Source organism: Rathayibacter iranicus NCPPB 2253 = VKM Ac-1602, from assembly GCF_003149025.1.
GTDB classification, from domain to species: domain Bacteria; phylum Actinomycetota; class Actinomycetes; order Actinomycetales; family Microbacteriaceae; genus Rathayibacter; species Rathayibacter iranicus.
The window spans coordinates 44,261-59,317 of sequence record NZ_QGDV01000006.1 but is presented as its reverse complement, the minus strand read 5'-3'; the positions used below and the strand labels follow the sequence as shown (position 1 = coordinate 59,317).

Here is a 15,057-nt window from a genome sequence, read left to right as displayed (position 1 = left end):
ATAATGCTCGATCGAAAGCGCTACTTCGCTGAGAGCAGTTCCTCGATAAGATTGTTGAGCTGACGTGCAGAGCTGGACCACGAGTACCGACGGACGTTCGAGTAACCCTTGTTTGTCAATTCGGTGCGGAGTGAGCTGTCGGTGGCGATGTCTTCGATCCGAGACACCATGTCTCCCGCCCTCGACGGGTCAAAGTAAAGTGCGCTGTCCCCCAGAGCCTCTGGAATCGCCGCGGCATATGCGGCGAGGACTGGTGTGCCAACGGCCTGGGCTTCGAGCGGCGGAATACCAAATCCCTCGTAAAGTGAAGGGAAGAGGAATGCGGTGGCGCTTCTATATACCTCGACAAGTTCATCGTCGGACAGGCGACCGAGATAGTGGACTCGAGCCAAATTGTGCGATTGAGCCGCGCGCGAAAATGATGCTGACTGAGTGCCGACAATCTTTAGTGAGAAGTCGGCGGGAATATTGGCCTGCTCGAAAGCGTGAACCATCGCGTCAAAATTCTTATGTTTGTTCGGTGATGAGACGGCGAGGAGGAAACGCTCCGTTGAACGCGTGGAGCCGGGCGTGAAGATCCCACTTACCGCATTAGGTACGACGGTGATTTTTTCAGAAGCAATGCCGTAGTGACCGCTGATCTCTTGCCGTGAGAATTCACTGACAGTCACGATAGCCCGAGATGATCTCAGTGACGCAGGAGTCAGAACTCCGTAGAGGGTTCGAAAAGACCACGAAAAGCTGTCTGGATGACGCACGTAGGTGATGTCGTGGTGAGTCATGATCTGGTTGCGATAAAGGGCGGGCGCAGTACTCATGAGGTTCACGAGCAGAGGATGCCCACGGGCATTAAGGAAGAGGGGTAACTCTACCTGCTCCCAAAGGTGTCCCCGGAGTCGCCCGATCTGAAGGACTGGAAAACTCGATTCTTGAAGATCACCTTGAGGAGCCACGAACACCACATCTTGCCTTAGCTCGCTGAGGCGCTCGCAAATCTGGTGGGCGAAGCGTTGCACGCCTGTCGTCGCCTGGGTCAGGTGTCGGGCGTTGACCACGACCAAAGGCTTTGATCTCATTGGTTGACGGCAATCTTGTAGGCGTGCTGAAGACGGGCGGTCTGTACATCCGATCGGTTGTCGGCGAGCGCCGACCGAAGGTGCCAAATCCGCTCCTGCCACGCCTGATCACTTGCGAGAAGAGCGATGACCTCGGCTGCAGCGTGATGCGGGGTCGCCACTCGACCCGGAATATCGATTCCGCGATAGAGCGGTAGCTCCCGGATCACGGCGGGCACACCGGCCTTCGCCGCCTCGAGGATCGAGAGGGGGAAGCCCTCCCAGAGCGCGGTGTGAAGGTAAATAGACGGCGCCGAATTGTATGCTGCGCGCGCCTGTGCGAACGTGAGCCACCCTGTGACGTGTACTCCTGCGAGTTCGAGCTGGCGACGGAGCTTTGGTTCGCCGTCGCCGATCCATGTAGCTGTGATGTGAGAGTGCCGAGCGCGAAGGGCCATGACAGTGTCGGCGAAAAATTGTGGGTCTTTCTGCGGTGCGATGCGCCCTATACCTAGGATCCGCACCGCCTTGTCCTGCCCCGGATGGGGCTGTGCTAGACGCACGTCGCCGGCGCTCACGTTGGGGACGTACACGGCTCGTGCCGATGATCCGCCAATAAAATTCGAGGTGACAATCGTCTCGTAGGGGGAGCAGCCGGCGAAGACTGTCGTATTGACGGCAAGGAGGTTTTCAAGGATCCGAATTGCGGCACGAACGGAGCGAGACAGGTCGCGCCGCTCGAATGCGAGGCAGTGTGGAGTGTAGACGATTGGCACCGAGCGCCGGGTTCTCGCCAGGCGCACATAGGTGCCTGCATACGAGGAGTGCGCGTGCACGAGGTCGAAGCGGCCACCGGCCGTCAAAGTCCGAATGGCGCGGATTCGACGGAAGTGACCCACCGGAAGCCGCTCGATGCCCGTGAAGAGAGCAAGCGCGGATTCATCGATTGGAGCCTCCGCTCGTTCACTGAACGCGAGGGAGTGCTCATGCTCGGGAAGTGCGGAGACATACTGCTTAATGGCTCCCGCAGTGCCGGCGCCAAATGCTTCTGTGACGTGCAAAACACGCATTGTCTTGCCGTCTCCCTGTATCGCTTGTCGATGGAATCCTCTTATGCGGCGCTCGTCAGTCCGTTGCCGCTGTGTACTACGCAGTCTGGGCCGAGTACTTCGCTTCGGTCGCCGCCTTTTGTGGCCGCCACCACGCCTCGTTCTCGCGGTACCACTGCATTGTCGCGGCCAGGCCCGACTCGAAGTCGGTGTAGCGCGGGGTCCAGCCGAGTTCGGTGCGCAGGCGCGTCGAGTCGATCGCGTAGCGGAGGTCATGCCCGGGGCGGTCGGTGATGTGATCGAAGGCGTCCTCGGCCTGGCCGAACTGGGCAAGGATCAGTTTCACTACCTCGAGGTTGTTTTTCTCGCCGTCTGCTCCGATGAGGTAAGTCTCGCCGATCTCGCCGCCGTCGATTATTGCCCAGACACCGCTGTTGTGGTCATCGACGTGAATCCAGTCGCGCACGTTTTCCCCGGCTCCGTAAAGCTTCGGACGAAGCCCATCAATGAGGTTGGTAATCTGGCGGGGGATGAACTTTTCGACGTGCTGGTAGGGGCCGTAGTTGTTAGAGCAGTTCGACAAGGTTGCCTTCACGTTGAACGAGCGAACCCAGGCACGAACCAGCAGGTCGCTACTGGCCTTGGTCGACGAGTAGGGGCTTGATGGGTTGTAGGCGGTCTGCTCGGTGAATTTTGCCGGGTCATCCAATTCGAGGTCGCCGTAGACCTCGTCGGTCGAGATGTGGTGGTAGCGGACGTCGTGCGCGCGCACCGCCTGGAGAAGCGTGAAGGTGCCGATGACGTTCGTCTTGAGGAACGGGGTTGGATCGTCTAACGAGTTATCGTTGTGCGACTCTGCGGCGAAATGCACGACGAGATCGCTCTCGGCGACCAGGCGATTGACGAGTTCGGCGTCGGCCACGTCTCCCTTGACGACAGTGATGCGGTCGGCAACAGAAGCCAGCGATGCGAGATTGCCGGCATACGTGAGTTTGTCGAGCACGGTGATGTGCGCATCCGGACGTTCGCGAAGTGTGAGGTGAACGAAGTTGCTTCCGATGAAGCCGGCGCCACCGGTGACGAGAATCCGCACGTGTGCTCCTACAGTGTCGAGAAGAGAAGAGAAGAAAAGGGGGCGAGGAGGGGAGTGCTCGCCCGGACGACGCTAGCGCACGCTTGGAGTGCGCTAATTGTCAGCGTCCTAGTGACATCGTGGACAGGGCGAGTAGGCGTTGGAGGTATGCGCCGTATCCGCTCTTGGCGAGCGGAGTCGCCAGCTCGGCGAGGCGGGTGTCGTTGATCCAGGAGTTACGCCAAGCGATCTCCTCGATGCAGCCGATTTTAAGGCCTTGGCGCTGCTCGACGACTCTCACGAACTCCGTCGCCTCGATCATCGAGTCAAAGGTGCCGGTGTCCAGCCAAGCGGTACCGCGATCGAGGACCTGCACGTTAAGCGTGCCGGCCTCCAGGTAGCGCTCGTTGATCGTCGAAATCTCCAGCTCGCCACGGGCGGAAGGAAGAATCGTTTTCGCAATTCCTACGACGTCGTTATCGTAAAAGTAAAGTCCGGGGATCGCGTAGGTGCTCCGAGGATGTTCCGGCTTTTCCTCGATAGACACGGCGCGGAACTCATCGTCGAACTCGACGACGCCGTACGCTCGAGGATCGGCGACCTGGTAGGCGAAGATCACGGCTCCCTCGACGGACGTGTTGGCCGTGAGGGCCGTGCCGAGCGCGGTGCCGTGGAAGATGTTGTCACCCAGGATCAGCGCGACCGAGTCGTCGCCGATGAAGTGCTCCCCGATCAGGAACGCCTGCGCCAGCCCGTCGGGCGAGGGCTGCACTGCATACGTGATGCGCATCCCCAGGCTCGATCCGTCGCCCAGCAGTGCACGGAACTGGGCATTGTACTCGGGGGTGGTGATCACGAGGACCTCGTCAATGCCCGCCATCATCAGTGTCGACAGAGGGTAGTAGACCATCGGCTTGTCGTAGATCGGCATCAGCTGCTTCGAGATGCCCTTGGTGATGGGCCAGAGCCGCGACCCGGAGCCGCCGGCCAGAATGATCCCCTTCATGCGCCGACTCGGCCTGCGCGCGCTGCAGCAGTCAGGGCGGCGAGGACTCTCTTGCGGGCGATAGGTAACGGAAGGATCTGCACGGTGCAAAACCCTAACCGCTGCCCGTGTCTGGTGAGGTGGCGCAGTCGCGAAGGGACGTCTTTCCAGGCGCGAATGTGCCCCCCTTTCGGATGACACGCGACAATCATCCGCCGCGCGGGTGGTGCGCCGGTATCATCGTTTCGTTATGGCACGCATCTACGACTGCTCCGTCGACACGGACCTCCTGACCGGCACCCGTCTCGCTCGGACGGCCATCGCCCGCGGCGAGCTCGTCGTGATCCCCACTGACACTGTCTACGGTGTCGCGGCCAACGCATTCGATGCTTCCGCGGTGCAGCGCCTGCTCGATGCGAAGGGTAGGACCCGGCAGTCGCCGCCGCCCGTCCTCATCGGCGACGTGGCCGCGCTCGATGCGCTGGCTGAGAACGTGCCGGAGGCGGTGCGCGATCTTGCCCGAGCCTTTTGGCCGGGCGGCCTGACCATCGTGCTGCATGCGCAGCCGTCCTTGATCTGGGACCTCGGGGAGACCCGAGGCACCGTTGCCCTGAGAATGCCCGACAACCCGGTGACGATCGAGCTGCTCGCAGAGACCGGCCCCCTCGCAGTCTCGTCCGCGAACCGGACGGGGCAGCCCTCAGCAACCACGGCGCAGGATGCGCTGGATCAGCTCGGCGACTCCGTCGACGTCTACCTCGACGCAGGCACCACGGGTTCTCGCTACTCCGAGCGCTCGACGGGCGCGAGCGAGGCGTCGACGATCGTCGACGCCACCGCGCTCAGCTTCGATGGTGGCACGCTGCGCATTCTGCGCCAGGGCGTCGTCTCAGCCGAGCGAATCCGCGAGGTCGTCGGTGAGTTGCTCGCCGACCCGGATGTCGCTTCGACCGAGGCTGGCGCTGCGTCGACCGATCAAGGCGCTGCTTCGACGGATCAGGAGATCGAGGAGACGGGTGGATCCATCTCCGATTCCGCGCAGCCCGCCGCCGCCCGCCCGGACTGGGCCTCGGGAGCGCGCCTGCAGGACGCGACGACGACGGACGGCGCCCCGCGCAGCGACTCCGCCCCGGGTGAGTAACCCGTGATCACCTTTGCGCTCGTCTCGCTCGCCGTCGCGCTCGTGACCGGAGCGCTGTCGTGGGTCATCTGGAAGCTCAGCTTGAAGTACCGGCTGTACCCGAAGATCAGGGTGCGCGACATGCACACCCGGCCGACCCCGCGCCTCGGCGGCATCGCGATGTTCCTCGGGATGCTCGTTGGTTTCGGGATCGCCTCTCAGCTGCCCTACTTCCGTTTGGTTTTCGCAAACCCCACGCCGATCCTCGCGATCCTCGGGGCGAGTCTGCTGATCGTGATGATCGGTGTCGCCGACGACATCTGGGATTTGGACTGGACGACCAAGCTCGCCGGCCAGATGATCGCCGCGGGGCTCATCGCCTGGAAGGGCGTGCAGATCGTGTCGCTGCCGATCAGCGGTCTCACCGTCGGCTCGCCGTGGATGTCGCTCATCATCACCGTGCTGGCGATCGTCCTGGTGACCAATGCCCTGAATTTCATCGACGGCCTCGACGGTCTCGTGGCTGGCGTCGCGCTGATCGCCAACGGCGTCTTCTTCCTTTACAGCTATCTGCTGGTGAAGCAGACCTCGCCGACCGACTACTTCAACCTCGCGTCGCTGATCGCCGTGGTCCTCGTCGGGGCGTGCGCCGGTTTTCTGCCGATCAATTGGCGTCCCGCGAAAATGTTCATGGGGGACGGCGGCGCACTGCTGGTCGGGATGCTGATGGCGACGTCAGCGATCGCGGTCACGGGCCAGATCGATCCGGCGCAGCTGAAGGCGAAGGAGCTGCTGCCCGCCTTCATCCCGATCATCCTGCCGTTCGCGATCCTCGTGGTTCCCCTTATGGATTTCGGACTCGCGGTGATTCGCCGCCTGCGCGCCGGCAAGTCGCCGTTCAGTGCCGATCGCAAGCATTTGCACCACCGCCTGCTCGATATGGGGCACTCGCACCTGCACGCCGTGTTGATCTTCTACGCCTGGACCGCTGTGGTCGCGGTCAGCTGTCTGCTGATGTTCGTGGCCGATGTCCTCTGGGTCCCACTGGTCTTTCTCGGCGTCGGACTTCTGGTGTGTACCGTCGTCACGCTCGCTCCGCTCAGCCGCCGCAAGAAGCTCGAAGCGGCCGCGCAGTCCGCGGAGGCGTCTCCTGTGCTCGATCCCCTCGACCGCGCGTCCTCGACGGAGCGGCATCGTCCGTCCGTTGACCTCCAAGACGACCGGCCCACGACAGCGTCGCCCGTGGCGCGGAAGGAAGCATCATGACCGGAGCCTCCCCGGCCACTCCCCGCCCGCAGCTCGCCTCCGTGCCTGTGCTGCGGCGCACTCTCGTCGTCGGAGGGCTTTTCGTGCTTGCCCTCGCGGTTGTCGGCACCATTGTTGGCGGGCTCGCCGCCGGGGGAGAAGGCGCTGTCGGAGCGCTCGTCGGCGCGATCGTGGGCGGCGCGATGGTCTTGCTCACTGCGGCGAGCATCCTCGTTGCTAACCGGCTCGACATCGGCGGCTTCTTCGCCGTTGTCCTCGGCACCTGGCTCGCTAAGTTCGTACTGTTCGTCATCGCCGCGCTGGTGCTGAGGAATCAGCCCTGGTTGAACAGCACGGCGATGTTCGTCACGATCATCGTCGCCGTGCTTGGATCGCTGGTCATCGACGTCGTCGTGGTCTCGCGTTCGCGCCTCCCACATGTCAGTGACATCGCTCGATGAGCACGCGCCGAACGCTCCCTGAGAGAATCACGATTCGGCTCCCAGGCCGTTCTGTTGCTACAGTAGAACAAATCCCGCAGGCGAACGTGCCGCCAGGTCGTCTCATCGGTGATGTCGGTCGTCGAGCACGAACGCCGTCCGAGCGGAAACCCCACCTTTCGTCGTCGCGAGAGCGTTGCATCCAAACGATTCGATTCGTTCGGTTGCACCGTGCCACGCCCCGAATTCCAGGAGCTAGCGCTGTTTGCTAACGCTGTGAACCTGTTGGTCTCGTCCTCGACCGGTGAGAGTGACTTCCACACCCCGTCGATCTCCGAGTTCTTCCCGCCCGGTTTCCTCTTCGAGGGGACCCCCTTCGAGATCAATCGCGTCATGCTGGTCCGCTTCATCGCGGTCATCGCGCTGATGCTGTTCTTCTGGCTCGGAACGCGCAAGCTGCGCCTCGTGCCTGGCCGTTTTCAGAGCGTCGTCGAGATGGCCTTCGATTTTGTGCGCATCACGATCGCGAAGGACATCCTCGGCGAGAAGGATGCTCGGCGGTTCCTCCCCATCCTCGTGACGATCTTCTTCGCGATCATCTCGATGAATCTCACCGGCGTCGTGCCATTCCTGAACATCGCGGGGACGTCCGTGGTGGGCATGCCGCTCTTCCTCGGACTGGTTGCGTATGTGACGTTCATCTACGCCGGCATCAAGGACCGCGGGATGGGCTTCTTCAAGAACGCGCTGTTCCCGCCCGGAGCGCCGTTCTTGATCTACTTCATCCTCACGCCGATCGAGCTGCTGCAGACCTTCATCATCCGTCCGCTGTCGCTCGCTCTGCGGCTCGTGATGAACATGATCGTCGGGCACCTGCTTCTGGTGCTGTGCTTCTCGGCCACGCAGTTCTTCCTCTTCAGTTCTCAGATCGACCCGGGCTTCAAGCTCTTCGGCGTCGTGACCTTCGCCTTCGGCGGTGCGTTCACGCTGTTCGAGCTCCTCGTCGCCGTCCTTCAGGCCTACATTTTCACGCTCCTCACCGCGGTCTACATCCAGTTGGCCGTCGCCGAGGAGCACTGACCCCACTACTCACGGGCTCCCGCCCGTTCTCACGACCACCCCACTGAAAGGACCCACTCGTGGACTCAGTCACCGTTCTCGCCGAACTCACCGGCAACATCGCGACGGTCGGTTACGGCCTCGCAGCGATCGGCCCCGGTATCGGTGTCGGCATCGTCGCGGGCAAGACCGTCGAGGCCATGGCGCGCCAGCCCGAGATGGCCGGCCGCCTCCAGACCACGATGTTCCTTGGCATCGCGTTCACCGAGGTGCTCGCGCTCATCGGCCTCGCCACCTACTTCATCTTCGCGGCGTAGTCGTGTTCGGCACCGCTGTGAACATCGCTGCGGAAGAAGGTGACGTCCCCGCGGTCATTTTGATCCCGGAGTTCTACGACTTCTTCTGGTCGGGGGTGATCTTCCTCATCCTGCTGTTCTTCTTCTGGAGGCTGGTCCTGCCGCGCTTGCAGAAGATGCTGGATGCTCGCTCCGCCGCGATTGAGGGGAACATCGCGAAGGCCGACGAGGCCCAGCGACAGGCCGAGGCCGCCCTCGAGAAGTACACCGCTCAGTTGGCCGAGGCACGCGCCGAGGCCGGAGTCATTCGCGAGAAGGCGAACGCCGACGGCAACGCGATCGTGGCGGCGAAGAAGGAGCAGGCGCAAGTCGAGGCCGAGCGCATCCTCCAGAACGCGCACGCCCAGATCGAGGCGGACCGTCAGGCCGCCGTGGTCTCGCTCCGCTCCGAAGTCGGAACCCTCGCGATCGATCTCGCCTCGGGCGTGATCGGCGAGAGCCTCAGTGACGACGCGAAGGCGTCCGCAATCGTGGACCGATTCCTCGCCGACCTTGAGGCCTCGGAGAAGGCGAGCAACTGATGGGTAGCGCGTCCAGACAGGCGCTCGCGGCCGCGAAGGCGGAAGTCTCCGCTTTCTACGGCTCCGTGCCGCTTGAGGCGGCGCAGCAGCTCTTTGAGGCGGCCCGAGTCATCGACGGGCAGGCGCAGCTCCGCTCCGCCCTCGTCGATCCGAGCGTCGAAGCAGGTACCAAACGTGCTCTCGTCGCCCGCGTCTTTGGGCGCTTCGATACTTCGGCAATTCGACTGCTGACCGTCATCGCGGGTCATCGCTGGTCGAGCGCCGACGAGCTCATCGCTGGCATCGAGGAGGTCGGGATCCGCGCGATCGTATCCTCCGTCACCCCTGGAGTCTCGCTCGATACGGAGTTGCACTCGTTCGGCGCTGTGGTCGCGTCGGACGCGCAGCTCGAGCTTGCACTCGGGAGCAAGCTGGCCTCGGCCGACTCAAAGCTTGCCCTCGTGCAGCGCCTGCTCGAGGGCAAGGCGTCCGCGGAGTCGTTGGCGATCCTCCGTCAGGTGATCGCGCACCCGCGCGGTCGACGGGTGCCGGAACTCATCCGGTTCGCTGCAGGCCTCGTCGCTGACCAGGGCGGGTACATTCTCGCGACGGTCTCGGTCGCGGGGCCGCTCTCGTCACACCAACTGGACCGGCTCCGCACGGCCCTCACGCGTCAGTACGGTCGTCCGGTCTCCGTCACCGTCGTGATCGAGCCTGACCTTCTCGGCGGGATGCGCCTGCATGTCGGCGACGAGGTCATCGACGGCACCGTCTCCGCACGGCTGTCCGACCTGAAACGTCAACTCGCGTCCTAGCGGGCGCACGTATCCTCAGAGGGCGCTGCCCTCGACCCTCCGCACCATCCAGGTCAGGCCCCGACGACCTCTTCGGCTCGCACGGACCCAACGAATAGGAATTCCCATGGCAGATATCACCATCAGCCCGGATGAGATCCGCGACGCTCTGAAGGACTTCGTCTCGTCGTACGAGCCGGGCAAGGCTTCCACCACTGAGGTCGGCTACGTCATTGACGCCGCCGACGGCATCGCACACGTCGAGGGCCTCCCCGGCGTCATGGCCAACGAGCTCATCCGCTTCTCCAACGGTGTCCTGGGCCTGGCCCAAAACCTTGACGAGAACGAGATCGGCGTCGTCGTCCTCGGCGAGTTCTCCGGTATCGAGGAGGGTATGGAGGTCACTCGCACGGGCGAAGTCCTCTCTGTCCCCGTCGGCGACGGTTACCTCGGCCGCGTCGTTGACCCCCTCGGAAACCCGATCGATGGGCTTGGCGAGATCGTCTCCGTCGGGCGCCGCGCTCTTGAGCTCCAGGCCCCCGGCGTGATGTCGCGCAAGTCGGTCCACGAGCCGCTGCAGACCGGCATCAAGGCCATCGATGCGATGATTCCCGTTGGTCGTGGCCAGCGTCAGCTCATTATCGGCGACCGGCAGACCGGCAAGACGGCGATCGCGATCGACACGATCATCAACCAGAAGGCCAACTGGGAGTCGGGCGACACGAACAAGCAGGTCCGCTGCATCTATGTCGCTATCGGCCAGAAGGGCTCGACCATCGCTTCGGTGAAGGGTGCGCTCGAGGATGCCGGAGCGATGGAGTATACGACGATCGTCGCGTCCCCCGCGTCCGACCCCGCCGGCTTCAAGTACCTCGCTCCCTACACCGGCTCGGCCATCGGCCAGCACTGGATGTACGGCGGCAAGCACGTTCTGATCATCTTCGATGACCTCTCCAAGCAGGCCGAGGCCTACCGCGCAGTTTCGCTCCTTCTGCGCCGCCCGCCGGGACGCGAGGCGTACCCGGGTGACGTCTTCTACCTGCACTCCCGCCTGCTGGAGCGTTGCGCGAAGCTGTCCGACGAGCTCGGTGCCGGCTCGATGACGGGTCTCCCGATCATCGAGACCAAGGCGAACGACGTCTCGGCGTACATCCCGACCAACGTGATCTCGATCACCGATGGCCAGATCTTCCTCCAGTCCGACCTCTTCAACGCCAACCAGCGTCCGGCGGTCGACGTGGGCATCTCGGTCTCCCGGGTCGGCGGCGACGCTCAGGTCAAGTCGATCAAGAAGGTGTCGGGCACGCTCAAGCTCGAGCTGGCGCAGTATCGCTCGCTCGAAGCCTTCGCGATGTTCGCCTCGGACCTTGACGCTGCCTCGCGCCGTCAGCTTGCCCGCGGAGCCCGCCTCACAGAACTGCTCAAGCAGCCGCAATACTCGCCGTACCCGGTGGAGGAGCAGGTCGTCTCGATTTGGGCCGGCACCAACGGCAAGCTCGACGAGGTGCCGGTGCCTGACGTCCTGCGCTTCGAGCGCGAGCTCCTCGACTATCTGGGCCGTAACACCCAGGTCCTCAGCACCCTCCGCGACACAAATGTGCTCTCCGACGACACCGTCGCCGAACTCAACCGTGCCGTCGATGGCTTCAAGCTCGAGTTCCAGACCGGTGAGGGCAAGCCGCTCGCCTCGGTCGGACGCGAGGAGCACCAGGCGATCGCGGCCGACCAGGTCGGCCAGGAAAAGATTGTCAAGGGTCGTCGCTGACCAGCGCCATCCCGACGATTCGCCACTTTAGGACAACAGGAGACACATGGGAGCGCAACTTCGGGTCTACCGGTCGAAGATTCGTTCGGCCCAGACGACCAAGAAGATCACTCGGGCCATGGAGCTGATCTCGGCCTCGCGCATTCAGAAGGCGCAGAACCGCGTCGCTGCCGCGGCGCCGTACTCGAACGCGATTACGCGTGCTGTGTCCGCCGTCGCGACCTACTCGAACGTCGAGCATCCGCTTACGACCGAGCGGGAGAAGCTGGACACAGCCGCGATCGTGATCTTCACGTCTGATCGCGGCCTGGCTGGCGCGTTCTCGTCGAGTGTGCTGAAGGAGGCCGAGGAGCTGGCCGCCCTGCTGCGCAGTGAGGGCAAGGAGGTCGTCTTCTACCTCGTCGGCCGGAAGGCGAATGCATACTTCTCTTTCCGGAAGCGGGCCAGCGTCCGCGTTTGGACGGGCGGCACCGACCAGCCCGTGTTCGAGACGGCGAAGGAAATTGCGGACGCGGTCGTTGACTCGTACAACCTCGATGACGAGGAGGGGGGCGTGGATGAAATTCATCTCGTCTACAACCGCTTCGTCAGCATGGTCACCCAGCAGCCGACCGTCGTCCGACTCCTTCCGCTCGAGGTCGTCGAGGGGGCGGAGGAGCAGAACAGCGAGCTTTATCCGCTGTACGAGTTTGAGCCCGACCCCGAGACGGTCCTCGACCGCCTCCTGCCCGTGTACGTCGAGAGCCGGGTCTTCAACGCGATGCTGCAATCGGCAGCCTCGGAGCACGCTGCTCGCCAGAAGGCGATGAAGTCGGCGAGCGACAACGCGGACACGCTCATCAAGACGTACACGCGACTGGCTAACAACGCCCGCCAGACCGAGATCACGCAGCAGATCGCCGAGATCGTCGGCGGCGCCGACGCCCTGTCCTCCTCCAAGTAGGACGACTCCCCGCAGTTTCGACTCCGCCCTCCGGGTGCGGTGAGACCACAGAAGGAAGAAGCAATGACACTGACCGCACCTGAGGCGGCGACCGGGACGTCGGGCGGGGCCGTTGGCCGTATCGCCCGCGTCACCGGCCCCGTCGTTGACATCGAGTTCCCCCACGACGCTATTCCCGAGGTATACAACGCCCTGTATACGCATGTCGCGGTCGAGGGCGTCTCGAGCAAGCTGACCTTCGAGGTCGCACAGCATCTGGGCGATGACCTCGTCCGCGCCATCTCGCTGAACCCCACCGACGGACTCGTCCGCGGCCAGGAGGTCCACGACACCGGCCTACCGATTTCGGTCCCGGTCGGCGACGTGACCAAGGGCAAGGTCTTCAACGTGATCGGCGAGGTGCTCAACGCCGATGCTGACGGCAAGATCAATGGCGAATCGTTCGAGATTACCGAGCGCTGGCCCATCCACCGCAAGCCGCCCGCGTTCGACCAGCTCGAGTCCAAGACCGAACTCTTCGAGACCGGCATTAAGGTCATCGACCTCCTCACTCCGTACGTCCAGGGCGGCAAAATCGGCCTGTTCGGTGGCGCAGGTGTGGGCAAGACCGTCCTCATCCAGGAGATGATCCAGCGCGTCGCGCAGGACCACGGTGGTGTCTCGGTGTTCGCCGGCGTCGGCGAGCGCACGCGTGAGGGCAACGATCTCATTGCCGAGATGGAAGAGGCGGGCGTCTTCGACAAGACGGCTCTCGTCTTCGGCCAGATGGACGAGCCGCCGGGAACGCGTTTGCGCGTCGCTCTGTCTGCGTTGACCATGGCGGAGTATTTCCGCGATGTGCAGAAGCAGGATGTGCTGCTCTTCATCGACAACATCTTCCGTTTCACGCAGGCCGGCTCGGAAGTCTCGACCCTGCTGGGCCGCATGCCCTCCGCGGTGGGTTACCAGCCGAACCTCGCCGACGAGATGGGCGTGCTCCAGGAGCGCATCACCTCGACGCGCGGACACTCGATCACCTCGCTGCAGGCGATTTACGTTCCTGCCGACGACTACACCGACCCGGCGCCGGCGACCACGTTCGCGCACCTCGATGCAACGACCGAGCTCTCGCGCGAGATCGCGTCCAAGGGCCTCTACCCGGCCGTCGATCCGCTGACGTCGACCTCGCGCATCCTCGACCCCCGTTACCTGGGCGCCGATCATTACCGGGTGGCGACGAATGTGAAGCAGATCCTGCAGAAGAACAAGGAGCTGCAGGAGATCATCGCGATCCTCGGTGTCGATGAGCTCTCGGAAGAGGACAAGATCACGGTGTCCCGCGCGCGCCGAATCCAGCAGTTCCTCTCGCAGAACACTTACATGGCGAAGAAGTTCACCGGCGTCGAGGGCTCCACGGTCCCGCTCAAGGACACGATCGAGTCGTTCGACGCGATCACGAAGGGTGAGTTCGACCAGGTGGCCGAGCAGGCGTTCTTCAACGTCGGCTCGATCTCGGACGTCGAGGAGAAGTGGTCGCAGATCCAGAAGGAGAACGGCTGATCATGGCCGGGATTCTCAAGGTCAGCGTGGTCTCTGCCAATGCGGAGGTGTGGTCGGGGGAGGCGAAGCAGCTCACGGCCCGCACCGTCGAGGGCGAGATTGGCATCCTTGCCGGCCATGAGCCGCTGCTCGCGATCCTCGCCTCGGGCGAAGTCCGGGTCACGGCCGCGGACGGCACCCGCTTCACTGCGCGGGCGGAGGACGGATTCCTCTCTGTCGAGAACGATGTCGTGACCGTCGTTGCTCGCGAGGCGGCGCTCGCCTGACGACTAGCCGCTCATCGCGGCGACGGAGGGACCGGGCGATCGACGCGATCGTCGGGTCCCTCCGTCGTGTGTCCTGTTGTTGCTCGAAGGAATTCCGTGCAGATTCTGCTCCCTCCGTCGGAGACGAAGCGAGACGGTGGCACCGTGCCGTTCGCGCTCGAGGCGCTCGCCTTTCCTGAGCTGGTGGAAAAGCGGCGTGCCCTGCGGGACGCGCTTATCACACTCTCCTCCGATCGAGAGCTTTCGGCCACGGCGTTGAAGCTGGGGCCACGGCAGCTCGGCGAGGTCGATCGCAATGCGGCGCTGGCATCTGCACCGGGACTGGCGGCGGCAGACCGCTTCGATGGCGTCCTCTTCGATGCCCTTGACGCCGCGAGTCTTGACGCGGGCGGGCGCGAGGCGCTCGGACGAAGCGTCGTCATCCAGTCTGCTCTCTGGGGACCGGTCGGGGCTCTTGACCTGATCCCGGCTTATCGGCTGTCGCACGACTCCCGAGTGCCCGGGATGCCGCTGCGACGGTGGTGGGCGGCGGAGGCGGGGCGGGCCCTGTCGGCGCACTCCGGGCTCGTCCTCGATCTGCGGAGTGAGGCGTACGCCGCGTTGGGACCCCTCGAGGCGGGGGAGCGCCGCTTCTTCGTTCGGGTCTGCACACGGGATGGAGATGGACGATTGCGTTCGCTCAATCACTTCAATAAGCGCGGTAAGGGCTGTTTCGTCCGGGCTCTGGCGCAGGACCGCGTCTCTACTGAGTCGCTCGACGAACTGTCGGAGTGGGCTTCGTCTCGCGGATTCACGCTTGCCCGCCAGCGCGACTCGGGTGAACTCGATCTCGAGGTTCCGGAGGTTGAAAGTCTCCGAGGCTGAGGAGG

At 63.7% G+C, this 15,057-nt stretch carries 16 protein-coding genes; 12 read left to right on the top strand and 4 right to left on the bottom strand.

Features of this window, described 5'->3' with window-relative positions; all coding sequences use genetic code 11:
- Positions 1–20: 20 nt before the first annotated feature.
- The 4 genes from B0H03_RS08380 to rfbA form a co-directional block, all read right to left on the bottom strand.
- Entirely contained in the window at positions 21–1,055 is a 1,035-nt protein-coding gene (locus tag B0H03_RS08380; protein WP_202130014.1) for a glycosyltransferase family 4 protein, read from the bottom strand.
- Positions 1,056–1,072: 17 nt separating this feature from the next.
- The gene (locus tag B0H03_RS08375; RefSeq protein WP_104264366.1) at positions 1,073–2,125 is read right to left on the bottom strand and encodes a glycosyltransferase; all 1,053 of its coding nucleotides are present in this window, start codon (positions 2,123–2,125) and stop codon (positions 1,073–1,075) included.
- 76 nt (positions 2,126–2,201) lie between these two features.
- Positions 2,202–3,197, bottom strand: a complete 996-nt coding sequence (gene rfbB, locus B0H03_RS08370) for a dTDP-glucose 4,6-dehydratase (RefSeq protein ID WP_104264367.1) — start codon at positions 3,195–3,197, stop codon at positions 2,202–2,204.
- A gap of 100 nt (positions 3,198–3,297) precedes the next feature.
- Positions 3,298–4,182, bottom strand: coding sequence for a glucose-1-phosphate thymidylyltransferase RfbA (gene rfbA, locus B0H03_RS08365; protein ID WP_104264368.1), 885 nt, complete (start codon positions 4,180–4,182; stop codon positions 3,298–3,300).
- Between the two features lie 229 nt (positions 4,183–4,411).
- Here rfbA and B0H03_RS08360 point away from each other — a divergent pair, with 229 nt between their 5' ends.
- From B0H03_RS08360 to B0H03_RS08305, 12 genes are all read left to right on the top strand, one after another.
- Positions 4,412–5,302, top strand: a complete 891-nt coding sequence (locus tag B0H03_RS08360; protein ID WP_104353988.1) for an L-threonylcarbamoyladenylate synthase — start codon at positions 4,412–4,414, stop codon at positions 5,300–5,302.
- Positions 5,303–5,305: 3 nt separating this feature from the next.
- Entirely contained in the window at positions 5,306–6,547 is a 1,242-nt protein-coding gene (locus B0H03_RS08355) for an MraY family glycosyltransferase (RefSeq protein ID WP_181075042.1), read from the top strand.
- Complete coding sequence (locus tag B0H03_RS08350; RefSeq protein ID WP_104264370.1) at positions 6,544–6,987, top strand: Cg1360 family ATP-synthase-associated protein; 444 nt, start codon at positions 6,544–6,546, stop codon at positions 6,985–6,987. The genes B0H03_RS08355 and B0H03_RS08350 overlap by 4 nt, the downstream gene beginning before the upstream one ends.
- A 210-nt stretch (positions 6,988–7,197) precedes the next feature.
- On the top strand, positions 7,198–8,046 hold the full coding sequence (gene atpB, locus B0H03_RS08345) for a F0F1 ATP synthase subunit A (RefSeq protein WP_419956902.1): 849 nt from the start codon (positions 7,198–7,200) through the stop codon (positions 8,044–8,046).
- Between the two features lie 59 nt (positions 8,047–8,105).
- The gene (locus tag B0H03_RS08340) at positions 8,106–8,342 is read left to right on the top strand and encodes an ATP synthase F0 subunit C (RefSeq protein ID WP_055794702.1); all 237 of its coding nucleotides are present in this window, start codon (positions 8,106–8,108) and stop codon (positions 8,340–8,342) included.
- A 2-nt stretch (positions 8,343–8,344) separates the two neighbouring features.
- Positions 8,345–8,902 (top strand): F0F1 ATP synthase subunit B, encoded by a 558-nt coding sequence (locus B0H03_RS08335; RefSeq protein ID WP_241560411.1) that lies wholly within the window; start codon positions 8,345–8,347, stop codon positions 8,900–8,902.
- A complete protein-coding gene (locus tag B0H03_RS08330) occupies positions 8,902–9,696 on the top strand; it encodes a F0F1 ATP synthase subunit delta (RefSeq protein WP_104264372.1) in 795 nt (264 codons plus the stop codon). Before B0H03_RS08335 ends, B0H03_RS08330 begins: the two co-directional genes overlap by 1 nt.
- Positions 9,697–9,802: 106 nt before the next feature.
- Positions 9,803–11,440: a F0F1 ATP synthase subunit alpha gene (atpA, locus tag B0H03_RS08325; RefSeq protein WP_104264373.1), complete on the top strand. Its 1,638-nt coding sequence runs from the start codon at positions 9,803–9,805 to the stop codon at positions 11,438–11,440.
- 46 nt (positions 11,441–11,486) lie between these two features.
- Positions 11,487–12,383 (top strand): F0F1 ATP synthase subunit gamma, encoded by an 897-nt coding sequence (locus B0H03_RS08320; RefSeq protein WP_104264374.1) that lies wholly within the window; start codon positions 11,487–11,489, stop codon positions 12,381–12,383.
- A 63-nt stretch (positions 12,384–12,446) separates the two neighbouring features.
- Entirely contained in the window at positions 12,447–13,922 is a 1,476-nt protein-coding gene (atpD, locus tag B0H03_RS08315; RefSeq protein ID WP_104264375.1) for a F0F1 ATP synthase subunit beta, read from the top strand.
- 2 nt (positions 13,923–13,924) lie between these two features.
- Positions 13,925–14,188: a F0F1 ATP synthase subunit epsilon gene (locus tag B0H03_RS08310; RefSeq protein ID WP_104264376.1), complete on the top strand. Its 264-nt coding sequence runs from the start codon at positions 13,925–13,927 to the stop codon at positions 14,186–14,188.
- Positions 14,189–14,284: 96 nt separating this feature from the next.
- The gene (locus B0H03_RS08305; RefSeq protein WP_104264377.1) at positions 14,285–15,052 is read left to right on the top strand and encodes a YaaA family protein; all 768 of its coding nucleotides are present in this window, start codon (positions 14,285–14,287) and stop codon (positions 15,050–15,052) included.
- Positions 15,053–15,057 lie beyond the last annotated feature (5 nt).